The 23,952-nt window shown below is 51.9% G+C and carries 19 protein-coding genes; 6 read left to right on the top strand and 13 right to left on the bottom strand.

What is annotated here, in order from left to right; all coding sequences use genetic code 11:
* Window positions 1-81: 81 nt before the first annotated feature.
* On the top strand, window positions 82-3,549 hold the full coding sequence (locus DZC79_RS02620; protein ID WP_118949970.1) for a pyruvate carboxylase: 3,468 nt from the start codon (window positions 82-84) through the stop codon (window positions 3,547-3,549).
* A 1,038-nt stretch (window positions 3,550-4,587) separates the two neighbouring features.
* Here the strand turns inward: DZC79_RS02620 and DZC79_RS02615 are convergent.
* Both DZC79_RS02615 and DZC79_RS02610 read right to left on the bottom strand, forming a co-directional pair.
* Window positions 4,588-5,226, bottom strand: coding sequence for a response regulator (locus tag DZC79_RS02615; RefSeq protein ID WP_118949969.1), 639 nt, complete (start codon window positions 5,224-5,226; stop codon window positions 4,588-4,590).
* 7 nt (window positions 5,227-5,233) lie between these two features.
* Window positions 5,234-7,183, bottom strand: coding sequence for an ATP-binding protein (locus DZC79_RS02610; RefSeq protein WP_232831742.1), 1,950 nt, complete (start codon window positions 7,181-7,183; stop codon window positions 5,234-5,236).
* A gap of 174 nt (window positions 7,184-7,357) precedes the next feature.
* Between DZC79_RS02610 and DZC79_RS21045 the strand changes: the two genes are divergently transcribed.
* Window positions 7,358-7,531 (top strand): hypothetical protein, encoded by a 174-nt coding sequence (locus DZC79_RS21045; protein ID WP_157976866.1) that lies wholly within the window; start codon window positions 7,358-7,360, stop codon window positions 7,529-7,531.
* Window positions 7,528-9,438: a T9SS type A sorting domain-containing protein gene (locus tag DZC79_RS02605; RefSeq protein ID WP_118949967.1), complete on the top strand. Its 1,911-nt coding sequence runs from the start codon at window positions 7,528-7,530 to the stop codon at window positions 9,436-9,438. Before DZC79_RS21045 ends, DZC79_RS02605 begins: the two co-directional genes overlap by 4 nt.
* A 53-nt stretch (window positions 9,439-9,491) precedes the next feature.
* Here DZC79_RS02605 and DZC79_RS02600 read toward each other — a convergent pair whose 3' ends face one another.
* The 7 genes from DZC79_RS02600 to DZC79_RS02570 all read right to left on the bottom strand — a co-directional run bounded on the left by DZC79_RS02600 (window position 9,492) and on the right by DZC79_RS02570 (window position 13,618).
* On the bottom strand, window positions 9,492-10,235 hold the full coding sequence (locus DZC79_RS02600; protein WP_118949966.1) for a peptidase associated/transthyretin-like domain-containing protein: 744 nt from the start codon (window positions 10,233-10,235) through the stop codon (window positions 9,492-9,494).
* A complete protein-coding gene (locus DZC79_RS02595; protein ID WP_157976865.1) occupies window positions 10,232-10,981 on the bottom strand; it encodes a carboxypeptidase-like regulatory domain-containing protein in 750 nt (249 codons plus the stop codon). Before DZC79_RS02595 ends, DZC79_RS02600 begins: the two co-directional genes overlap by 4 nt.
* 110 nt (window positions 10,982-11,091) lie before the next feature.
* On the bottom strand, window positions 11,092-11,367 hold the full coding sequence (locus DZC79_RS02590; RefSeq protein WP_198666739.1) for a hypothetical protein: 276 nt from the start codon (window positions 11,365-11,367) through the stop codon (window positions 11,092-11,094).
* Window positions 11,368-11,435: 68 nt separating this feature from the next.
* Window positions 11,436-11,702, bottom strand: a complete 267-nt coding sequence (gene rpmA, locus DZC79_RS02585; RefSeq protein ID WP_118949964.1) for a 50S ribosomal protein L27 — start codon at window positions 11,700-11,702, stop codon at window positions 11,436-11,438.
* Window positions 11,703-11,777: 75 nt separating this feature from the next.
* The gene (gene rplU / locus DZC79_RS02580) at window positions 11,778-12,080 is read right to left on the bottom strand and encodes a 50S ribosomal protein L21 (RefSeq protein WP_118949963.1); all 303 of its coding nucleotides are present in this window, start codon (window positions 12,078-12,080) and stop codon (window positions 11,778-11,780) included.
* Between the two features lie 49 nt (window positions 12,081-12,129).
* Window positions 12,130-12,570 carry an META domain-containing protein gene (locus DZC79_RS02575; RefSeq protein WP_118949962.1) on the bottom strand — a complete coding sequence of 147 codons (441 nt, stop codon included), beginning with the start codon at window positions 12,568-12,570 and terminating at the stop codon, window positions 12,130-12,132.
* 43 nt (window positions 12,571-12,613) lie between these two features.
* Window positions 12,614-13,618 (bottom strand): glycosyltransferase family 9 protein, encoded by a 1,005-nt coding sequence (locus DZC79_RS02570; protein ID WP_118950026.1) that lies wholly within the window; start codon window positions 13,616-13,618, stop codon window positions 12,614-12,616.
* A gap of 139 nt (window positions 13,619-13,757) precedes the next feature.
* Between DZC79_RS02570 and DZC79_RS02565 the strand changes: the two genes are divergently transcribed.
* Both DZC79_RS02565 and DZC79_RS02560 read left to right on the top strand, forming a co-directional pair.
* Window positions 13,758-14,258, top strand: a complete 501-nt coding sequence (locus DZC79_RS02565) for a hypothetical protein (RefSeq protein ID WP_118949961.1) — start codon at window positions 13,758-13,760, stop codon at window positions 14,256-14,258.
* Window positions 14,255-15,016 carry an oxygenase MpaB family protein gene (locus DZC79_RS02560; protein ID WP_118949960.1) on the top strand — a complete coding sequence of 254 codons (762 nt, stop codon included), beginning with the start codon at window positions 14,255-14,257 and terminating at the stop codon, window positions 15,014-15,016. Before DZC79_RS02565 ends, DZC79_RS02560 begins: the two co-directional genes overlap by 4 nt.
* Before the next feature lie 62 nt (window positions 15,017-15,078).
* On the opposite strand, the gene DZC79_RS02555 is transcribed toward DZC79_RS02560, so the two are convergent.
* The 4 genes from DZC79_RS02555 to DZC79_RS02540 all read right to left on the bottom strand — a co-directional run bounded on the left by DZC79_RS02555 (window position 15,079) and on the right by DZC79_RS02540 (window position 23,183).
* Window positions 15,079-16,119, bottom strand: a complete 1,041-nt coding sequence (locus DZC79_RS02555) for an adenylate/guanylate cyclase domain-containing protein (protein ID WP_118949959.1) — start codon at window positions 16,117-16,119, stop codon at window positions 15,079-15,081.
* A gap of 67 nt (window positions 16,120-16,186) precedes the next feature.
* Window positions 16,187-18,955 (bottom strand): sodium-translocating pyrophosphatase, encoded by a 2,769-nt coding sequence (locus tag DZC79_RS02550; RefSeq protein ID WP_118949958.1) that lies wholly within the window; start codon window positions 18,953-18,955, stop codon window positions 16,187-16,189.
* A 148-nt stretch (window positions 18,956-19,103) separates the two neighbouring features.
* The gene (locus DZC79_RS02545; RefSeq protein WP_118949957.1) at window positions 19,104-19,496 is read right to left on the bottom strand and encodes a gliding motility-associated C-terminal domain-containing protein; all 393 of its coding nucleotides are present in this window, start codon (window positions 19,494-19,496) and stop codon (window positions 19,104-19,106) included.
* A gap of 186 nt (window positions 19,497-19,682) precedes the next feature.
* Window positions 19,683-23,183: a BamA/TamA family outer membrane protein gene (locus DZC79_RS02540; protein WP_118949956.1), complete on the bottom strand. Its 3,501-nt coding sequence runs from the start codon at window positions 23,181-23,183 to the stop codon at window positions 19,683-19,685.
* A 199-nt stretch (window positions 23,184-23,382) separates the two neighbouring features.
* On the opposite strand from DZC79_RS02540, the gene DZC79_RS02535 reads away from it, so the two are divergent.
* Window positions 23,383-23,877 (top strand): hypothetical protein, encoded by a 495-nt coding sequence (locus DZC79_RS02535; protein WP_118949955.1) that lies wholly within the window; start codon window positions 23,383-23,385, stop codon window positions 23,875-23,877.
* Window positions 23,878-23,952 lie beyond the last annotated feature (75 nt).

The raw sequence follows: 23,952 nt of genomic DNA, 5'->3' as shown, positions 1-23,952 counted from the left end.
CCCGATAAAAAGTAATTTGCACCCGCTTCCGGCAGGGAGCATGTTTTTACAATTCAAAACGGCTAAAATTTTACAAAAGCAATGCACACGACCTTACCCGATCAGGCCGCGCAAGGCCAGATCAAAAGATTACTGGTAGCTAACCGCGGAGAAATTGCCATCCGCATTCTGCGGGCAGCCTCCGAAATGCGTATCCGCACAGTAGCTATCTACACCTATGAAGACCGGTATTCCCTTCACCGGTATAAGGCCGATGAAGCTTATCTTATCGGTAACGAAGACGAGCCGCTGAAGCCCTACCTGGACATCGAAGCTATTATTAAAACCGCAAAGGATAATGCCATTGATGCGATTCATCCCGGATACGGCTTCCTGAGCGAGAATGTCCAGTTTGCCCGGCGTTGCCGGGAAGAAGGCATTATCTTCATCGGCCCCACCCCGGAGGTCATGGAACAGCTGGGCGATAAGATCGCCGCCAAAAAGATCGCCCGCTCGGTTAACATACCGGTTATAGAAGACAGCACCATCAACTTTGGCGACACTGCTAAAGTAATCGCAGAAGCAGAACGGATCGGCTTTCCTATTATCCTGAAAGCCGCTGCAGGCGGTGGCGGCAGGGGTATGCGCGTAGTGCGGCAGAAAGAGGATCTTGAGAAGTCTTTCAACGAAGCGCACAACGAGGCAGAGAAAGCCTTTGGCGACGGGACGATCTTTATCGAGAAATTCATTGACCAACCCAAGCATATCGAGGTGCAGCTGCTGGCCGACAATCACGGTCATATCGTCCATCTTTTTGAGCGCGACTGTTCCGTACAAAGGCGCTTCCAGAAAGTAGTCGAGATCGCCCCTGCCCCCAATCTGCCGCAGCAAGCCAGGCAGGCCGTATACGATTATGCGCTGAAGATAGCGCATGCCGTCAACTACAATAACGCAGGTACAGTAGAGTTCCTGGTCGACAAAGCGCATAACGTTTACTTTATAGAGGTGAACCCCAGGATACAGGTAGAGCATACTGTAACGGAAGAGGTGACCGGTATCGATATTGTCCGCAGCCAGATCCTCATCGCACAAGGCGTACCCTTATCAGATCCCAATATCTTTATCCGCAGCCAGGATGATGTAAAGCTGAACGGCTTTGCCATCCAGTGCCGCATCACGACCGAAGATCCGGAAAACAGCTTCAAGCCGGATTACGGCACGCTCATCACTTACCGCAATGCCGGCGGCTTTGGTATCCGGCTCGACGAAGGCAGCGCCTATTCGGGTATGAAGATCTCTCCCTTCTTCGATTCCATGCTGGTAAAGGTTACCGCATCGGGCCGTACCCTGGCCGGCGCAGCGCAGCGCCTGAACCGTTCCCTGCGCGAGTTCCGCGTAAGGGGCGTTACCACCAACATCCGCTTCCTTGAAAACGTAATCTCCCACGAGCAGTTCCGGAAAGGCCTGTGCACCGTGAATTTCATCGACAACAATCCCGAGCTGTTTGCTTTCGACCGGCCCAAGGATCGCGCCACACGCATCTTAAGATACCTGGCCGACATCAAGATCAACGGCCATCCCGACGTGAAGCATTACGATCCTACACGGAAATTCAGGGTACCGGAAATACCGGCATTCAATTCCTTTGCGCCCTTCCCCAAGGGCACCAAAGACAAGCTGACCGAGCTGGGAGCGCAGGGTTTTGTGCAATGGCTGAAGAACGAGCCTTCGGTATTGTTTACCGATACGACTTACCGCGACGCTCACCAGTCGCTGGTAGCTACGCGCATGCGCAGCCGGGATATCCTGGCCGTTGCCGAAGGCTATGCCCGCAACCACAACGAGCTTTTCTCCATGGAGGTATGGGGTGGCGCTACTTTCGATGTGGCACTCCGCTTCCTGCACGAATGCCCCTGGACCAGGCTGCAGGAGATCCGCAAGGCTATGCCCAATGTGCTGCTGCAAATGCTCTTCAGGGGATACAATGCGGTAGGCTATTCCGCTTATCCCCGCAACGTGATCCAGCAGTTCATTGAGAAGTCCTGGGAGAACGGCGTGGATGTGTTCCGCATCTTCGACTCCCTCAACAATATCGAATCTATGCTGCCGGGGATAGAGCATGTGGTGAAGCATACCGGCGGCATTGCCCAGCCAGCAATCTGCTATACCGGCGATGTATTGCGCAAAGAGAACAACAAGTACAATCTTCAATACTACATCGACCTGGCCCGCAGGCTGGAAGATACCGGGGCACATATGCTGGCCATTAAGGATATGGCCGGTCTGCTGAAACCCAATGCTGCGACAGAGCTGATCGGGGCGCTTAAAGAGCAGGTATCGCTGCCTATCGCCCTGCATACGCACGATACCGCCGGCACCCAGATCGCCACCTACCTTAACGCGGTCAATGCCGGCGTGGATACGATCGATTGCGCGCTGGCTTCATTCAGCGGCACAACGGCACAGCCCAACCTCAACTCGCTGATCGCCTTGCTGCAAGGGCACCCCCGCGAACGCAAGAGCGACCTGCACAGCCTCAACGCCTACAGCAATTACTGGGAAGCAGCGAGAGAATACTATTATCCTTTTGAATCGGATCTGAAGTCGGCTACCGCCGAGGTCTACGACAATGAAATACCGGGCGGGCAATATTCCAACCTGCGGCAGCAGGCGGAAGCCATCGGCCTGGGCGGCCAGCTCACCACTATCAAGCAGAACTATAAGGTAGTGAACGAACTCTTCGGCGATATTGTAAAAGTAACACCGAGCTCAAAAGTAGTTGGCGATATGGCCCTTTTCATGACAGCCAATGAGCTGACGGCAGAAGATGTCCTGGACGAAAACAAGAACCTTTCGTTTCCTGCTTCGGTGATCGGCTTCTTCAAAGGCGAGCTGGGCGTGCCTTACGGCGGCTTCCCCGAAAAATTGAAGAAGATCGTGCTGCGCAACGAACCGCAGGCCAATGGTACGAATGCGCAGCTGCTGCCGGACATCGACCTCGATAAAGCTTTCCGGGACTTTACGGAAAAGTACCCTGGCAGCACCTTTCTCGACTTCCTGTCGTACCAGATGTTCCCGAAGGTATATGATGAATATTACCAGTACCAGAACGAGTTCGGCGAAGTGAGCAATATTCCCACACCGGCTTTCTTCTATCCTTTGAAAAATGATGAAGAGCTGCTGATCGAGCTCGGCAAAGGCAAGACCATTCATGTGCGCCTGATCTTTGTTTCCGATGCCGACGATACCGGCATGCGTACCGTATCCTTCGAGCTGAATGGCTACAACCGGACCATTAGGGTTAAGGACAACTCCGTCAAATCGCTGAAACCCCAACACAAAAAAGTAAGCGACGCCGACAGGGAAACCGGTGCGCCGCTGCAAGGCAAGCTGAGCGTAGTGCTCGTGAAAGAGGGTGATGAGCTGCAATCCGGCACGCCGCTCTTCGTGATCGAGGCCATGAAGATGGAAAGCACAGTTAGCGCCGCCAAAGCGGGTAAGGTGAAACGGGTGCACATCAACGCCGGCACTATGGTCGATCAGAATGATGTGGTGATTGAGCTGGAATAAGTGGTTTTATCTCCCGGATCATAAAGCGCCGCCCTACTTTGGGCGGCGCTTCTTTTTCACATCGGTATTGTATAATCTTTTCTCTCTCAGCGCTGCGAGCGCTATTGATAAACATAAATTGTTTCTCGCAACAGCGCGAAGACGCTGGTATTGCTGTTATATCTTTCATTTCTTTGCAAGCACTTATTGATGGCGTATTTCTTTCTCACGAAGGCGCAGAGGCACAATGTGAAAACTTTACGATTTTGTGAATAACTAAAGGTATACTTCGGTTCCTTCGGAGACCTCAGTATGACAATGGGATGTTTATACTGCGGCGCTTCATCTGTAAACGCTCAATGTCATCCTGAATGCAGCTTGCGCAGCATGTGGAATGAAGTATCTCCGCCCGCTTTATTTCCCTGGTCCTTGAAAAACGTTGAGCCGTTGTGAGCAGCTAAAAGAGATACTTCGGTTGCTCCGCAGACCTCAGTATGACAATGGTATGTTTATACCGCGGCGCTGCTTCATCTGTAAACGCTCAATGTCATCCTGAATGTAGCTTGCGCAGCATGTAGAATGAAGGATCTCCGCCCGCTTTATTTCCCTGGTCCTTGAAAAACGTTGAGCCGTTGTGAGCAGCTAAAAGAGATACTTCGGTTGCTCCGCAGACCTCAGTATGACAATGGGGTGTTTTACTGCGGCGCTGCTTCATCTGTAAACGCTCAATGTCATCCTGAATGTAGCTTGCGCAGCATGCGGAATGAAGGATCTCCACTCACTTTATTTCCCTGGTCCTTGAAAAACGTTGAGCCGTTGTGAGCAGCTAAAAGAGATACTTCGGTTGCTCCGCAGACCTCAGTATGACAATGGGGTGTTTTACTGCGGCGCTGCTTCATCTGTAAACGCTCAATGTCATCCTGAATGCAGCTTGCGCAGCATGTGGAATGAAGGATCTCCACTCACTTTATTTCCCAACGTTGAGCCGTTGTGACTTTGTGAACAGCCTGATACACTTCCTTCGCTGCCCCGCCGCATCGCGGTGGGAAATAAAGAACGCTACTCCGAAAGTCCCAGCAGCAGCGCCTTCCGTATCAGGCCTGCCATGTTCTTTACATCCAGCTTCAGGAAAAGATTAGAGCGGTAATATTCGACGGTACGCAAGCCGATGAACAGCTTTTCCGATATCTCCTGTATGGTATCGCCATTGACGGTCATCCGCAGAATCTCTTTTTCCCTTAGCGTAAGCGTAGGCTTCAGCGCTGCTTCTCTTTTCATTCTTTGCTTAAACTGGTCCAGGCTATCCATTAAAGCCGGATCGATAAATTCCCTGCCTTCGTATACGGTCTCTACAGCCCTGATCACAATCTCCGGATCGGTATTTTTCAGCACATAGCCGAGCACCCCCATGCGCAGCATATTGTGTACATACAGGGCGCTGTTGAGATTGGTGAGCGCCAGGATACGTACGCCAGGATGGCGTTTCAGAATTACCGGCGCCAGCAGGTCGCCAGTCTTATCGGGCAGCTGTATGTCGAGCAGCAGCACCTCCGGCTCCATTTTTTCCAGGCCTTTCAGCAGATCGGCGCCATTCACATAGGCCCCGGCCAGGGTTATATGCGGGTACACAGACAACATGTTCTTCAGTCCGCCAATGATCATCGGATGATCGTCTGCTATTGCTATACGAATGTTCATGCCTTCTTCAGTTTATTTTATCCAGGTCAAGCTCTATAAAGGCAGTGGTGCCCTTTGCGGCCGGCTCTATAGAAAAATAGCCGTTCAATGCCTGCACCCGTGCTTCTATATTCATCAATCCCAGGCCTCCTTTTTTGTCCTGCGGCCTGAAACCGCTGCCATTATCCTCTACCAGTATGCTGAGCACATTACCCTCGCGCCGTACCTGGATGGCCACCAGCGTAGCCTGCGCATGCTTGAGAATATTCTGCAGCAGCTCCTGTATCATCCGGTATACCGGCAGCTCCAGCGATTTATCCAGGCTGTCGAGATCGCCGTAAAGCTGCAGATCGATTGCCGGCCGGCCGCCGGTATCCAGCTGTTCGCAATAGAGCTGCAACGCTTCCCTCAGGTGGTGCTTCAGCAGGATGTCGGGCATCAGGTTATGTGCTGTTTTATGGATCTCCCGGCCCATATCCTGCAGCATCTCCATAACATCGCCCAGGCCGTTACCGGTAACTTCATGCTCATGCAGCTTTTGCCAGGTCTTCAGGTTCATCTTGATCCCAGTAAGCATACCACCGATACCATCGTGCAATTCCCTGGAAAGGCGTACCCGTTCCTTTTCTTCCCCGGTCATCATGGCTTTCAGCTGTTCTATCCGACGGTCTCTCATTGCGATCCTGCGGCGGCTGCGCCAGACCCCTATCACCACGGCCAGCAGGATCAGCGTGCCGCCGACGACAGTGCCGATGAGCATATTCTTGTGTTCCAGCTTCCGTTTTTGCTCTGCGATAGTCCATTCTTTTTCCAGCAGCGCCTTATCCTTCTGTATAGTTTGGTACCGTGCTTCCACTTCATTAATGGCGCGCACTTTCTCCGTATTGGTCTGGCTGTCTTTCAGCTGATCATACAGCCGGTGCTGCTCCAGCGCCTCACGATACCGGCCTGTCGCCTCGTATAGCGCTGCCAGCGTGGCGCGCCCATCTTTCATATTGCCCGTAAGCCTTGTTTCCTCTGCCCGGGCCAAAGCAGCCAGCAATATTTGCTCCGCCTCACGGTATTCTCCCAGCCGGAACAAGGCCAGACCCAGCGAATAGCCCGGGGTGATAAAGGCATGTATCGGGCTGGTGGTGGTGCTCAGCTGCATAGCTTCCCTGTAGTGGGCAACAGCCTCCCGGTTGCGGCCGGCCTTCAGCAGAAGGTCTCCGATACTGGTCAGGCAGGCCTGCTGGATATCGACAACACCTTCTTTCCGGCTCAGCTGCAACGCTTCGCGGAAGGCCAGCATCGCGCTGTCGGAAAGGAGCAGCTTATCATATGCCGTGCCTTTATTGACCAGGGCGCTGCCGACCAGCACCGCTGCATTCTTTTTACGGGCAAAGGCTTCAGCCTTCAAGGCATAGTCCAGGGCCTGCCGGTGCTGTCCCAGCTCTTCCTGCACTGTCGCCAGGTTGTTGTACACCGCCGCGATATTATCGTTAGACGGCATGTACTGCTGCAGGTACTTCAGTGCCTGGTAATAGTATTCATAGGCACGTTCATAGTTACCCACCTGGAAAAAGCTGCCGCCCATATTGATATAGAGGCTGGGCAGGGCATTACCGATGAAGCGGGCCCGCCGGCAGTAAGGCATGGCTTCCCGGTAAAGAGCAAGGCCTTTGCTGAAATCGCCTTTGTCCGTAACTGCCGCGCCCAGGAAAGCCAGGGCATAGCCGATGCCGTCGTCGAAGCCGGTATTCCGGCTCAGTGTTTCGGCGGCTTCGAAGCAGGCGATCGCACTATCGGTATTGCGCGACAACAGCACAATTCCCTTGCGGATAAGAGCCCGTACTTCAAGCGTATCCGTCCGGGAAAAGGTAGCATGGGAAAGATGCAGCTGCTCCTGTGCCCGGCCCCGGCCAGCAGGCAGCAGCAGGCTACCGGTCAGCAGCGCTGCTCCAAAAAGCAAGCGGTAGCGAAAGCGATTGAAAAACACTTTACTCAATGCTGTACAGCGGGAATTGTAGTTAAATAAAAAATATCAGTAAAATCCGAAAAGATTTTCTGCAACAGGGTTCCTTAATTTGTAAGGAAAGACTGGAGCAGCGTCCGGGTATCACGGTATCCGGGTTTGGTCCTGGCTTTGCGTATCAAGATAATCAAAATAAAAATGTTCGCCGATTTCTTAACAACTAAAAACAAGCTGAATCCCTGGGGAATGCCGCCCTTTAAGACCAATGCACAACAAGCCCGGTTGGGTACCGCCCGGTACACCTTCCTGAACCAATACAACATTCCTGTGGCGTTCATTTTTCACCTTAAAACCAATAAAACGCTTCTATGAAGAAGATACTTACACTTGCCTTGCTGCTTTCGGGCAGCGCGGCATTGCAGGCGCAGCAAGGTACGCTCGACGCCACTTTCAATCCCGGTCCGGCGCTCGATTACAATGGCGCCAATTCCCTGGCGCTGCAACCCGACGGGAAAATACTCGTCGGCGGAGGCTTTTCCAAGCATGTCGCCCGGTTGAATACCGACGGCACTATCGATGCTTCCTTCTCCCTTACCGGCAACGGCTTCAATAGCTATGTACCTGCTATGGCGCTGCAAAGCGATGGTAAAGTGGTGGTCGGCGGCGGATTTACCGAATTCAACAATCTTCCCATTCCCGGCCGTATTGCCCGGCTTAACAGCGACGGATCGGTGGATGCCACTTTCAAGACCAACCTGGGTACCGGCATTACCACCGACTACTCTTCTGTAAACGCCGTGGCCCTGCAAAATGATGGCAAAATACTGGTCGGCGGTGAATTCGACGCTTTCAACGGCAGCACCAACAACAATATCCTGCGCCTGAACAGCGACGGTACGCGCGATGCTACCTTTAATACCGGAACCGGCTTCAACCGCGCCGTGACCTGCTTTACTATCCAGCCCGACGGCAAGATCCTGGTGGGCGGCTCCTTCTGGACTTATAAGGGACTGGCTGTACCGGCCCGCCTCGTGCGCCTTAATGCCGACGGCACATTGGATGCGACCTTTGGTGTAGCCAGCGGCTTCGACGGTACTGTGAACTCCATTGCCTTGCAACCCGATGGCAAAATGATCGTCGCGGGCTTTTTCTCCAATGCCAACGGTGTTCCCCGCGCCGGCATTACCCGTCTCAACAGCGATGGCACCACAGATGCCACTTTCAATGTAGGTACGGCGCTCAGCGGTCCCCAGCCTTTTGCACATGCAGTGAAGCTCCAGAGCGATGGTAAAGTATTGCTGGGCGGCCAGTTTGTGACCTACAACGGCACGAGCATTAACCGCATTGCACGCCTCAACAGCGACGGCACACTCGATGCAACTTTCAACGTAGGTATCGGCTGCGACCAAACCGTGCTGGTCTTCGCCATACAGCCCAATGAAAAGATCATTATCGCGGGCGAGTTGACCAGCTACAACGGCACCAACCGCAACTTTGTCGCCCGCCTTACCGGTCCCGATAACATTAAGACCAATGCGCTGACGCCAGGCAATTTCTGCCAGAACCCGGCAATCGCCGTACCCTTTACGGTAACCGGAACGATCAACAGCGGCAATGTGTTTACAGCGCAGCTCAGCGATGCCACCGGCAACTTCAGCAGTCCTGTAGCCATAGGGACGCTTACGGGTACAGCCAGCGGCACCATCAATGCTACTTTGCCTGCCAATACGCCGAGCGGCACGGGCTACCGTATCCGCGTGATCAGCAGTAATCCTGCGCTTACCGGCAGCGACAATGGCGAAGACCTCTCTATCACCAATGTAGCTCCCGCCGTGATCCAGCGTACAAGCAATACCCTATCGACCACCTTGCCTTACGCTACTTACCAGTGGATACGGAACAATGCCGCTATTACCGGTGCCACCAACAGCACTTATACCGTAACGGCCAACGGTGACTATAAAGTAGCGGTAACCAATACAGAAGGTTGCAAGGATACTTCCGAGGTCTTTTCGGTAGTCAACCTCAGCCTGGACGAAACGGAGCTGATGGCCCGCCAGGTGCAGGTGTATCCCAACCCTGCAACTGATGTGCTGAATATCCGTGCGCCGTTCAAAACAGGTATAAGCATTACCGGTATTGAAGGGAAACTGACCCGTGAAGAACGCCAGGCGACCACGGTGCAGCTGAGCAATCTGCCTGCGGGCATCTACCTGCTGCGCATTACCGATACTAAAGGCATGCTGATCAAGACCGAGAAGCTTGTCATAGCCCGATAGTCGATTAACCAGGCACAACCAGCCGGCCTTGCAGGATCTCCTGCGAGGCCTTTTTATTCCCCCCGGGACTTAACCGCTTCACGGCCTGACCACTGACGGTAATTGGACCTTATCCACATACTGATCTCCAGGTCGGATGCCGTCCGGGCATAATCGTAAGGCATAGGATAAGTATTCATGAAAGCAGCGAGGGTATCTCCGGTAAGACCGGTAAGGGCGTGTACTTCATCCGGGGTATAACGGGTATCGATAAAGGATTGCTTTTCCTGCGCTTTAAACCGTCTCTGAAAAGCGCGCAATCTTTTGTATTTGCGTGCGAAGCGCTGGTAAGGCGCAGATATGGGGTTGTTAAAGACCAGGCCAAAGCCGCCGGGCGGACCACGCTTGTTCAAACCAAACCGTACCCGTTCCTGCGCCACTTTTTTTCCAAATAGCCTGCGATATTCCAAGGAGTCCCGCTGGTAGTCGCTGAGGCCGGGGCGCACCACCACCGTATCGATGTGCTGCAGGTATTTTTCAAGCGGAATGCGCTGGTATTGTTCCGCCTCCCCGGAGCCGACAAGAAATTCCCTGACGGTGTACCCGAGCAGCTTGAAGCGCACCCTGTCCCCGCTCTTTACGGCTATCGAATAGGTTCCTTTTTCCGAAGACAGGATATGCTCGCCGCTGCGGTCATTGTCTATGCCCACAGCGGGCAAAGGCGTTCCCGTAGCCGCATCTACGACCACACCATACAGCTGCTGCGCCCGAAGGCCGACAGCTCCGGGAAGCCATAAAAAAAGAAAAAGAAACCTCATGGTTTCTTTAACGTATCAGCAGTTTCTTTTGGTATCGGTTTGGGCAGCACTATGGGCTTCTTTATCCATTCCCTATAATTGTATTTGATCCACATCTTGACCTCGAGATCTGTAGCCGACCGGGCATAATCGTAAGGCATAGGATAAGCATTCATAAAGGCAGCGAGGGTGTCGCCGCTAAGCCCGGTAAGCGTTTCCACTTCTTCCGGCGTGTATCGTGTGTCTACAAACTTCTGACTTTCCCATTTCCTGAAATTCTCCTGGAAGCGGGTACGCTGCTTGCTCTTTTTGTTGAACTGCTCGGCCAGCGCCGACGCCGGGCTGAATATAGAGCCCATCACCGTGCTGCTGGCCCTTTTGCGGGAAAGGTCCAGGGCATAGCGTTTGGCGCGTGCAATAGAATCGAGCTGATAGGGTGTCCAGTCGGGCCGTATCTCCACTTCTTCCAGGGTAAACAGCTTTTTCTTCAGCATAACCCGGCGAAAGACATCGACGCCTTCGGGCATTTGAAAAGTAACCGGGTAATAGCCCACATAGGTAAACTCAAGATCGTCCCCCTTATCGGCCCTGAGGCTGTATTTGCCATCAGCATCGGTCATGGTAGAAAGGTTCTTCGTCTTATTGACAACGATAACTGCCGGAAGAGCGTCGCCCTCATTGTCGGCCACAATGCCGTCGAGCGACTGGGCTACGGCGGGTAATGCGCCGAACAGGATAAGCAGCAGGATACAATAGCGAAGCAGCAAGAGAGAATGGTTTTCGGGAATAAAACAGGAACAGGTCAAAATTATTGTTTTTGACCCATAAAAAATCCCGGTAGTGAACTACCGGGACTATTTCATTAAGAAATTTAGCATTACTTTTTCTTAGCAGCAACCTTAGTAGGGGTTGGCTTTTTAGCAGCTTTAGGAGCAGCTTTTTTAGCAGCAGCTTTCTTCGGAGCGGCTTTTTTAGGAGCAGCTTTCTTAGCGGCGGCTTTTTTAGGAGCAGCTTTCTTAGCAGCAGCTTTTTTGGGAGCGGCTTTCTTAGCGGCTGCTTTCTTCGGAGCAGCTTTCTTTGCAGCAGCTTTCTTAGCTGGAGCGGCTTTTTTTGCGGCTGCTTTCTTCGGAGCAGCTTTCTTTGCAGTTGCCATACTTATCGAATTTATGGGTTAGAAAATAAAAAAGCTCTTTTATTTATGGCAAAACCGCGGGAAGGGGGTTAGGCTTCAGCGGCGCTTACTTCGTTTATGGAAACTAAAGTCTTACTGCGTGTTTTTCTGAATTCAACGATACCGTCTTTCAGTGCGAATATAGTAAAATCTTTACCAATTCCAACATTTGCACCAGGATGATATACTGTACCCTTCTGACGCAGAATGATATTTCCGGAGATAGCAGGCTGGCCACCGAAAATTTTAACACCCAGCCTTCTGCTACGTGAATCGCGACCGTTCCTTACGCTGCCTTCACCTTTTTTATGTGCCATTACTTTTTTATTAAGTTGTAGTAACTACAAAGTTAAATAATAATTTGATTTATCCAAGAAATCGTTATGCGAACATTACGCGATTGCCTGGATCCTGATTTTGGTCAGCGCCTGGCGGTGACCATTCAGCTTCTGATATCCTTTGCGGCGCTTCTTTTTAAAGATAAGCACTTTATCGCCTTTCAGGTGATCGATGATCTCTGCCTTTACTACGGCTTTCACAGCGCTGCCTACGGCAACATTGCCGCCATCGCTGGTCATCAGCACATCAGAAAATTCCACGCTCTCCCCTGCATTACCTGCGAGGCGGTGTACGAAAAGCTCATCGTTCGCCTGAACTCTGAACTGCTGTCCTGCTATTGTTACAACTGCAAACATGCTCCAAAAATTTTGCGCAAAATTACCGGAATTTTAATTTATAGCAAAATTATTTTTGATCTTTTTTGCTGCGACCGAATTCTGCCAGCACTTTTTCACCCTGCATCAGGCTCAGTTTATCGCCCGAAACCCGGTAATGATCCACCTGCGTGTACAGCTCAAACAGCTTGTTTTCCGTCTTCATACCCGGCATACAGGCCATTTTGGTCGAGAGCACCCGCCCCAGCTTAAGGCTGCTGCCTTCCAGGGTATAGGCCCCGCCGTAGCCGTTGCAACCGCCGTTGCCGCTGAAACGAAGGCTATCCTGGAACGAAATGGTGACCGGCTTGGGTGTCTTTTCAGCTTCAAAACCCGATATAGCGCTGAGCGTCCAGCTGGTGCCGGCAAGCGGATCGCTGTTTTTGGCGCCTGATTGGGACTGCTTTTTCATGGAGGAGCAGGAGCACCACACCAGGAGCGATAAAGCAATACAGGAAAGGAGATAACGCATAGTAGTCTTTATTTTAGAATTGATGAACAAAAAGGAACGGACTTTATTTCCACAATCGTTGTACCTGCTCAGCAATAGCGGTCACGGAAATATCATTCATGCAACGGAAATGCTTCCGGGGACATTTATGATAGCCGATCTTGCTGCAGGGCCGGCAGCCCAGGTCCTTTACTTCCATGATTACAGACAATTGCGATACGTTTTGGTTTAAATTATTGAAGCCATAATAAGGGAACATGCCCATTTCCGGCGTCGTGTTTCCCCACAGCGATACGATCGGCTTCTTAAAGGCAGCAGCGATATGCATCAGGCCGGTGTCATTGCTCACCACTACCTTCGCGCGCTTCACCAGGTCGGCCGACTCGTTGAGGTTGAATTTACCGCAGGCATTATACACCTTCGCCGGGTCGGCAGCCACGATCTCGTTGCCTGCATCGCGGTCCTCGGGACCACCCAGCAGGATGATGGGATAAGGGCATTGCGCCACGAATTCTTTCCAGCGGTCTGCAGGAAGCTTCTTGGTAAAATAAGAACCACCGATCACGCAGCCGACGAAGCCGGCCCAATGGCCCATAGGAATATCGTCCTGGCGGGTACGCAGGTTCTCGGGGATGAAATAGTCCAGCCCTTCTCCGTCGTTCTTCAGCTTCAGCGGCTTCATACCTTCAAAGTAACGGTCCACGATGCTCTTGTCGGGCATCACCTTCCATTTGAAATTGACATAAAGCCATTTCCGGAAGTTCAGCTTTTCGAAGGTAAGCGAAGGCGCTCCCAGCGCTTTTTTAACGCGCATGGTCCTCAGGTTGCGGTGCAGGTCGATGATATGGTCGAAGCGAATCTGCTTCAGCGCGGCCACTGTTTCACCAAGGTCCTGGTCCAGCGTATGGATCACATCGATATAAGGGTTGGCTGCAATCACAGGTTTAAACTGCTGCTTGACCAGGAAGTGGATCTCGGCCTGGGGGTATTGACGTTTCAGGCAACGCAGCACCGGTGTGGTCAGCACGATATCGCCTATGGAAGAAAAACGGATGAGGAGTAATTTCATGAAAAAGGAATCGCTGTGCAAAGATAAAAGGGCCATTCAAATAAAAGTGGCCTGTACTTCCCCTTCGCTGCGTTTTTTTTGGCGGTGTGCTGAAAAGGAATTTACTTTGTAATTAAAAGTGCTTTTTAAAACAGAAACCATGAAAACACAGATCAGGTCGATACGCTTCTGGCTCCTGCTGTTTATGACAGGGCTTTTGCTGAGCGGCTTTACGGCATTCGTAGTGGAGCCGGGACTTCAATGGCTGCTTTCCTTCGGACCGTATGATAACGCCTTGTACCGCTGGCTCGAAACAAACTACCAGGCCATCAGCGCCACCAACAAAGCTTTCCCGGCCATAGCCTATGGCTACGACTGGCTGGCCTTTGCTCATATTGTGATCGCCACCGCTTTTATCGGCCCGCTGATCGATCCGGTGCGGAATGTATGGGTGGTACAGTTTGGTTGCATCGCCTGCCTGATGATTTTCCCTCTTGCTTTCATCGCCGGGCGCATCAGGCATATTCCCTTCTTCTGGCAGCTGATCGATTGTTCTTTCGGGGTACTGGGGCTGGTCCCCTTGCTGGTCTGCTATTATAAGATCAGGCTGCTCAACCGCAGCCGCCATTCATCTGTTCTGTCTAAAACGGTACGCTCATGAAGTATTTTGTGCCGCAGAGTTCGATCGTACGGGAGGTATGGGGCCAATCGGATACGGTGCTGTTCATCTTTGCCGGCGCTGCTGCAGAATTTGCCTTGAACAAAGCGGTGGACTGGCTTTACTTTACCGGAAAGCTTCCCGCCGATCCTATAGGCCGGCTGTTCTCTACCGTGGCTTATGCCCGCCAGATCATCTTCGCCGGCGAGGCCGAGGCCCATGCGGCCATCACCCGCATCCGCCAGATCCATACCGGTGTGGAGCAAAGCCGGGGCAGCGCCATTCCCGATTGGGCTTACCGCGATGTGCTCTTCCTGCTGATCCACTACTCCATCGCTTCTTTTGAGCTGCTGCAGCGACCGATGACCCTGGCAGAGCGTGAAGAGCTGACTGCCGTCTTTCTCCGGGTAGGCGAACTGATGGGGATCAAAGACCTGCCTGCGGATTATGACAGCTGGTGTATAGCCTACCAGCAGCAGCTGGCGGCCGACCTGCAATACAGCAAGTATACGGCCGACCTGTACCGGCAATACCGCAAGCACCTGGGGCCGCTGCGCTACTACCTTTTGCAGCAAGTGCAGGTACGCCTGGTATCGCCCGTTCCCCTCAGTCTGCTTCCGCTAAGATCATCTGCCCTGGTCGACCTGGCGCTGCACCTGTACCGGGGTAGCCGGACACTGGGTCTTCACCGTTTTCTGCGCGCCTTCCTGATACCGGCGGCTTACAAAGAGCAGGTAAAAGAGCTGGATGTAAAGGCCTGAGGTCGCTACGGCTTCTTTCACCGGGGAATATGCTTCAGGAATCGTGCTGTGGCAATCGGGCTCTACACACTTTTTAGCTGAACGCTATACACTTTCAGCGATTGGAATTTGCCTTTCAGCTGCACATCGCCGATAAGGCCCAGCGTAAATTTTTTGTTCCCGGCAATAGGATTGAAGATGCTCTCAGAAATGAGCAATTGCTGGCTGTGCTGATTGCACAAGCCCTGTATGCGGGAAGCGGTATTGACCACGTCGCCATGATAGGCGATCTCCGTCTTCAGCTCGCCTACTTCGGCGGCGACTACGGTGCCGGAGTGGATGCCCGCTTTGAAGACAGGCTGCACCCCAAAGGTCTTCATGAAGTATTCTTTTTTGCCCAACAGCGCATTGGCAAAGGCAAAGTAAAAATTAACGCATTGCCCGTAGTCAAAGTCTTTATTTACCTTCCAGGTCACCACCACCTCATCGCCTACGAACTGGTATACATGCGCCGAATAAGTGCTGATCGGCTCCGTCAGCTCTATGTAGCAGGATTGAAGGAACTGGCTGTACAGCAGGGTATCCAGCGATTCCGCTATGGTAGTGGATGCGGTAAGATCGAGGAACATGAACACCCGCTTTTCTTCCTTCGGGCTAAAATACTTCCCGATAATATATTCAAACAGCACACCCGGCCCGAACTTCTTGTTCATCTGCAGGATAAAATGGTATAAAAGACTGCATACCGACAGGTAAAATAAAGTGACCAGGCTGGCGCTTGAAAGGCTGTACTGAACAGCAAACGCCAGGGTGTTACCGACAAGGCTTGAGCCGAAGATCACTGCACCGAAGAAACAGACATAGAGCACCGTATTGATAAGCACCGTACTGAAAAAGGCTCTCCGCTTGAGTCTCAGGCTTAAGGAAGAAGAGGTGAAAATACCAAAAAGAAAACCGATGACAATGCTGTCGAAAGTAGCGAGGAAAAAAATCTCCCCGTAGTTTATCTTTCCGGCTGCATCGCCATCGATCCCTATAAAACGCAGTATGATATAGCAGTGGCAGGCCAGAAGCCAGTACACCACCGAAAACAGTATGTATTTAAGCCTGTTACTGAATTTCATTTGCTAATGAAGATAATGCTTAAAAATAACATTTGATTACCTACACTGCAAATGATGAAGAGGGGGCTTATTTTTTAGAAACTTTTACATCGATCCTCCTGTTCATAGCCCTTCCCAGCTCGGTGTTGTTGTCCCCTACGGGGAACTCTTGTCCGTAGCCATCGGCTTCCAGGCGAGAAGCATCGATGCCCAGCGCGACAAGGCGGCTTTTTACGTGCTCCGCCCTTTCCTGGCTCAGCTTCAGGTTTGCTGCTGCATCGCCGGTATTGTCGGTATAGCCGCCGATCTTAAGGCCTACCTGGGGATACGCTTTCAGGATAGCGACGATATTGTTCAGCTGCTCCTCCGAAGAGGGTTTCAGCGTGGCTTTGCCTGTTTCGAATTGCAAGCGGTCGAAGGATATCCAGTTGGCGCTTTTGTTGGCCTCATCTATGGTACCGGTTTGAATAAAATCGACCAGCTTCCGTTCTACGCTTTGCTCGCCTACCTGCAGCTCGGTATTGTTCTGCAGCTTCAGCACAGTAATGCTGCCCAGGTCAGCCACAAATTCATTGTCGACCAGCTTGCCGCTGCGCTCGGTCTTCACTGTGGCATCGGGTGTCTGCGCTACAGTCTCCTGCTGCACATTTACGGTAGTACCGGGCGCTACTTCCGTACCGGAAGCGGCCAGCTGCATGCGTGCTATGCTGGCGGTACGCTGCTCCTGTATCTTACCGGCATAGATATGCGACAAGGTAGGCGCGATCACCAGGCTCACGATGCTCATCAGCTTGATGAGGATGTTCATGGAAGGCCCGGAAGTATCTTTGAAAGGATCACCTACAGTATCTCCTGTTACAGAAGCTTTATGCGGCTCCGATTTCTTATAGTAGGTCTCGCCGTTGATCTGAACACCTTTTTCAAAAGATTTTTTGGCATTGTCCCAGGCGCCGCCGGCATTGTTCTGGAACATGCCCATCAGCACACCGCTGACAGTAGCGCCTGCCAGGAAACCGCCCAGCACTTCGGGTCCCAGCAGGAAACCGATGATGAGCGGAGACAGGATGGCGATCGCACCGGGCAGCATCATTTTCTTAATGGAAGCATCGGTAGAGATGGCCACACATTTTTCGTACTGAGGCTTGCCCGTACCTTCCATGATACCGGGTATCTCGCGGAACTGGCGGCGCACTTCTTCCACCATGGACATGGCTGCCTGTCCCACGGCCTTAATGGCCAGGGAAGAAAAGATAAAGGGGATCATGCCACCAACAAACAGGCCGGCCAGCACATCTGCCCTGTAAATATCGATGCCATCGATCTTCGAAATGCCGACAAAGGCCGCAAACAAAGCCAGGGCGGTAAGCGCTGCAGAGGCAATAGCGAAGCCCTTACCTGTGGCTGCCGTGGTGTTGCCTACAGCATCAAGGATATCGGTCTTCTCACGTACATCGCCGGGAAGCTCGCTCATTTCGGCAATACCACCGGCATTGTCGGCAATAGGACCAAAGGCATCGATTGCCAGCTGCATGGCAGTAGTTGCCATCATGCCGGCTGCGGCAATGGCCACACCATACAGACCTGCAAAAGCGTAAGAGCCGTAGATACCGCCGGCCAGCACCAGGATAGGCAGCAGGGTACTTTCCATACCCACGCTGAGGCCCCCGATAATATTGGTGGCATGGCCCGTGGCCGACTGGCGGATAATGCTGAGCACCGGGCGCTTGCCCATTGCGGTAAAGTATTCGGTAATGACACTCATCAGGGTACCGACAACCAGGCCGACAATGATGGCGCCGAAGATATCCATCTTGTTGAATTCATGCCCGCGAAGGGTCATTGTATCGGGCATAAGGCCATTAACCAGGAGGAAGGCGGCAATAGCGGTCAGCACAATGGCTCCGTAGTTACCCATGTTCAGCGCGCGCTGCACCTTTGCCGTGCTTAAACCGGCGCCTTCGCTGATGCGTACAAAAAAAGTACCGATAATCGACAGGATGATACCGACGCCTGCGATCAGCATCGGCAGCAGAATGGGCGCCAATCCGTGGAACCGGTCACCGGCCCCGCTTATTGTTTCCCTGCCCAGCACCATAGTGGCCAGCACGGTAGCTACGTAGCTGCCGAAGAGATCGGCGCCCATACCGGCTACGTCGCCTACGTTGTCGCCTACGTTATCGGCAATGGTGGCCGGATTGCGCGGATCATCTTCCGGGATACCAGCTTCCACTTTGCCCACCAGGTCGGCGCCTACGTCGGCGGCCTTCGTATAGATACCGCCGCCTACACGGGCAAAGAGCGCGATGCTTTCTGCGCCAAGGCTGAAACCGGTAAGCACTTCTATGGTACGCTCCATTTCAAGGGAGTCCACACCTGCTTCCGGAGCAAAGATCATTTTCAAAATGATAAAGAGACCACCCAGGCCCAATACAGCAAGACCAGCGACGCCCATACCCATAACACTGCCGCCGGTGAAAGAGACTTTAAGGGCCTTACTCAGGCTGGTACGGGCGGCCTCGGCAGTACGTACATTGGCCTTTGTAGCGATACGCATACCAATGAAACCGGCCAGGGCGCTCATAAAAGCGCCCAGCACGAAGGCCAGGGCAATACTCCAGTGCGAATTGGCATTGCTGGAACCCATAATCCCCAGAAGGATCGCCGCAAGGATCACGAAATAAGTGAGGATCTTATACTCTGCCTTAAGAAAAGCCATCGCACCATCGGCGATGTATTTGCTGATCTCTTTCATCCGATCATTACCTGCTGATTGCCGGCCTACCCAGCCGCTTTGTATCAGTGTAAACAGCAATGCTACTATCCCGAAACAGGGCACCAAGTAAAAAAGTGAGTCCATGCTTAGTATTAAGTTTTTAGAGTTGAAACAAAAATAGTCGTATAAACGGAAAATCCATGCCATTTTTTACAGACAAATAAAAAAAGATATGGAGCAATAAAAAAACCGCGCCTGGCGCGGTTTTCAAAATATCGGTTCTATAAATTTCTTAGCGGATCAGGGTCACGGTACCTTTATAGGTCTCCACATAACCATCGGGATAACCGATACGGATCACATAGCCATATACACCCAGCGGCTGCATCTGCCCCTTATTGGTGCCGTCCCATCCTTGCTTGGGATCGGTGGTACGGAAAAGGATCGTGCCCCAGCGGTTGAATACCTTGAAGTCGATCAGCTTTTCATTGGTAATATTACATACTTTAAAAAAATCATTTTGTCCGTCGTTATTGGGACTAAAGGCATTCGGGATCAGCAATTCCTTTCTGGCAGCCGGCGCCGGTACACTGCCGGGCATAGCACCTACATTGATCGTCTGCGCCTTAGCGGCCAGCGGCAGTAGGGCAATGAGCACAAGCACCAGGTAAATATGTTTCTTCATCTTCTTGAGTTAACGATACAAAAGTAGACGCTTTCTCTGTAAAAAAAGTTGGGTAACAGAAAAACAACACCGAAATACATGCGAAATTAACACAAATTAACTCAATCGCGTATCTATAACTCAAAAACCAGGCTTTTGCCTGAGAACCCCGGCAGGTGGGCTTCCCGAGAAGCTATTAAACAAGGATCAGAAGTCGGTACCCAAAGAAATATACCATTGAAAATCGTTACGGATGTTCCAGGCGGCATCAAAACGAGCAAAATATCCAAACAGCATGGTTCTCACGCCTGCGCCGTAGCCGATAGCAATACCGTTATCGGTGTAGTTGGGCACCGATACCGAAACAATGGGGCTTGTAGGAGCGGGCGGCCAGCTGACATGATAATAGCGGTCCATGTTTGTAGAGGTGGGGAGCAGACCTTCCCAGGCCGAGCCCACATCGACGAAGCCAACCACCTGGAGATGCTTCAGTATCGAAGACTGTATAGGACGACGCATCAGGGTACCAAATACCGGGAACCGCAGCTCGGCATTCAGCAACGCATAGGTATTCCCGTTCCTGGAATTCTGGGTGTAGCCGCGCAGGTTATTGGCCAGGGCCTGGAAAGCATAATCATTCTTCCCGGATGGCTGCAGCGCATTGTTGAATTTAGGATTGACATCATTATCGACGCCACCCATATAGTAGACGATCTTCTGGTTTCCGCCCGAGTGCGCGCCGGCCGCGCGGATAGCAAAGATGAAGTTCTTATAGATCTTATGGTAATAGCGGAAATCGAAGCCCAGGTTGTAGAAGCCGCCCTTTTTGGTGGAGGCGCTGGTATCGACGTCCGTGGTATACGTATTGTTGGAGTAGAGCCGGTACATATATTCGGCGAAAAGCTTGTACCGCAGACCATTCCATATATTCAAAGTAGGATTGCGCGTATCGTCGTAGACAAATTCGGCGCGGCTCATGACCCAATATTGCTTGGTATTGGGCAAAGCCAATCCTACCGGGTCTTTGGCCTTAATCACCATTTTGTCTTCCCTGCCGCCCATATGCAGCCGGAAGCTTTTCACTTTATCGAGGGGATAGCTGACGCTTCCCTGTACCAGCGTGGTGATGTTCTTACCCGGCTCAGTAAAAACGATAGGTTGGGTGGGGTCGACCGAAAAGTTATAGTTGTTCTTGGTTTCCTGGCGATAGAAAATAAGCCCCCAGTCTACCCTGCGCCGGAAATTCTCAAATTGCATGAAGTAGGTCAGGCCCGAGAAGTTGACCGGGATACGCAAACTGCCCGTGAACCTGTAGTCTTCCAGCTTATCGATAAGGCTGGCCGTAAGCATACCGGAGATCGGCGTGTTGGAAAACTGGCCAAGGGTATTGTCGTAGGACTGGTAGCGGTTAAAGATAATGCTGTTATCGGCCCGTATGCTGAAGAAGTCCAGCGTGAAAGACCGGCGGTAAGGTTGTGAGCGGAGGTCGATGAAAGTGCTGTCGACATAGACGATCCGCTTATTCAACGCGCCATCGGTGGCTCCTGAAGCGGAAGTGATCCTGGGCTGGGCCGTATCGGTGCTTGTATCGGTATGGGTGATACCGGGTATCGCTGTAGAATCGGCCGGCTTATTCAGCGCCAGCATTTCGGCCAGCGTATTCGATTCGGCGCCCGGCTCGACCCTGGCTGAATCCTCGGGATCGATCTTGCTTCTGCGGCTGAACTCACTCTGCAGCTGATCGCCGGTGGGAACTGAAAAATCATCTTCCTTCTTTTCCAGCTCCGACTTATCCATAAAGTTTACGGGAGTGCTGGTTACCGTTGCAGTCTTATTGTTGACGATGCCATCTACAAATACCAGAGGCAGCAGCTTCCGGGGCGTTGCAGTACCATCGGGAGCCGGTAATTCGATCTTATGAAAAAAGACCTCGTATTGTTTCTGCTGCTGGATGACATCTGCGATCTTTCCGCTGGCAGGATTGTATTGCTGGTAGAGGATACTGCGGCTGAAATTAGTCGTGGGTACGGCATAGGCCGAATCCTGGTTCTTTGCATTACGGGCAAACATGACCACAAAGCGGTTGCGCACGCCGTTCTGGTCGGAAAGAAAAGCGAAGTGGTCGCTGCCATAGGGAATGGCCTGCATCACTTCTCCCTTTACACTACGGCTCAGCTGCAGCAGGTCATAGCTTTTGGTGGTCGAATTGTAGAAGAAAGCGTTCATGGGACCTGCCGGCAGCTCATTGGGCAAAGGCTTCAGGTTGAGGTACGGCTCGGGCCGGTTGCTCAGGAAAACAATGCCTTTGCGCGAGCCCCCGCTGACGAATACCGGTGCGAGATCGTCCCAGGTATCGTCGGTAAGCTGGTTCATACGGCCGCCTTTCAGCCGGTATTCAAAGAGATCGCTTTGTCCTTTCCTGATTGCCGAGAGGATCAGCATATCGTCATCTTCCATAAAGGTGAAGCCGGTAATGCGATCGAACCGCGAGACGGGCACCCTGAAATCTTCAATTTTGCCTTTGATGGAATTATATACACGAATACGCAGCCGGTTCTTGATCTTGGAGATGATCCCCAGCTTAAAGCCCGTATTGTTCCAGGCCACCAGCGGATAATCGGGATCATCGTTCTCACGATAATTCTTCACGCCACCGGAAAGGATCACGGAGCTTTCCCTTTTAGCGACGCCATCCACCATTTTTGTTTTTTCAAGCACGACCTGGTATTCTCCGAAGCGCCACTTCACATAAGCCACATCACCGCCCCTGGGCGAAACGGCGATATCCCGGACGCGCCCTTCATCATCGGGTACGGGAATACGTGTAAGCATATGCGAAGTATCCACCGGCTCGAATATCTGCTCTTCAAAGCCATACCGGCCTTTGTAATAGCTCACCAGGGAATCGTAGGTTATCTTCAGCTTCTGGTTGATCGTAAGCTTGAGCGCCTTATTGAGACTGCTTTTCAGCTGGGTAAGGTACAGCAGGTTCTTGACATTGTTCTCTCCGTGCTTGACGGCAATGTACTTCCAGAAAGCCTTTCCGGCCAGCCTGGGATTACGGTCGCCGATCTCGTCAAAGTGGATCTTTTCTCCCGTCATCAGGATATTCTTCCAGTCGTTATCGTCGTTGGTAGTCCAGCCATCCACGACATAATCGACATAACCTGCGGTGACCCAGGAGGGAAGATTCAGCAGCACTGCATTACGAACCATTTCCCTGAAGTTCTCGCCAAACATAAGCCGCTCCATCACCACCTGGGCCATACCCTGGCGCAACTGGCGCTTCAGGTCGGCATGCCTGCCCGTAAAATAGATCACCAGCTTGTCTCCTACCAGGTTGACGGTACCTGCAGGATTGTCGTTCTGCAGCTGCAGCTCACCATTAAGGCCTACATTGCTTTGCTGATACTCATCGTAGGAATTATAGACAATAATATTGAGCCTTTCGGGAAAAAGCCCTCCCAGCCTTCGTTCTATAGCGCTTACATCCTGTTCGGCCTGTTCGGCGACATAGCGGGCAAGCTCACGGCCGGCGCGGTCGTAATGGTAGATCTTAAAGTGTGCAGCATCGTAAAATTTCCAATCGAATCTGCGGAACTGAACGCGGTTCTGACCAAACACTTCCAGGTTGGTCTGTGCAAAGGTCGTCAACCCTGCCCCCAGGAACAGCAGGAGGCTAACGATATATTTCAGCCTGTAATTCATTATTGAGCCCAGAATGCTTTACGGTAATGCCGGTTAAAAATTAATGTAATTTACTTGAAATTTCCGAAATTCCCCTTTTATAACGCCGGCAGCGCATATTAATTATTGGAGAAGAGGCATATTGCGCAATTTTCTACAAGACAAAGAAAGAGTTTTCCAAAATAACTATAATTTTAGCCTCTCTAAAACAAAGATCAACATGACTGATTTCAATCAATTCCACGACAGCTTCAATGCCGACAGCCAGGCGCAGACCAAGAAATTGCCGGATATGCTCAATATTCTGACGATCCTGACTTTTATCGGTTGCGCCATTGGGCTGCTCTCGTCCATATACAATTACTTTGCCGTTTGCAAATCGGTGGAGATGATGGCTAAGCTGACAGAAGACGGCGACAACCCGATGGCGAGCATGATGAGCTCCATGTCCGAAGCCATGGTAAAGCAATGCGAGCTGAAGCTGCCGATATTGATCATTATGCTGGCAAGCATGGCGCTTTGCTTTTTGGGCGCCCTTCAAATGAGGAAGCTGAAGCGTACGGGCTTCTTCCTCTACCTCTTGGGCCAGGTTGTGGCGCCAGTGGCCATGATAGTGATGGGTGCAGCCGGCGGCGGTATCCTGGCCATGATCGGCTATATATTTCCGGTGATCTTCCTGGTGCTCTATGCTACCCAGCTCAAACATCTTAAATAAACCGGGCGCTTCTGCGCAGCAACAATGCCTGATGACCATTAAATTAAAAAGTGCGGCTCATAAGAGCCGCACTTT

This window comes from Taibaiella helva, assembly GCF_003545695.1.
Taxonomy (GTDB): Bacteria; Bacteroidota; Bacteroidia; order Chitinophagales; family Chitinophagaceae; genus Taibaiella; species Taibaiella helva.
Note: the sequence above shows the minus strand (reverse complement) of the source record. Positions and strands in the feature narration are given on the sequence as shown.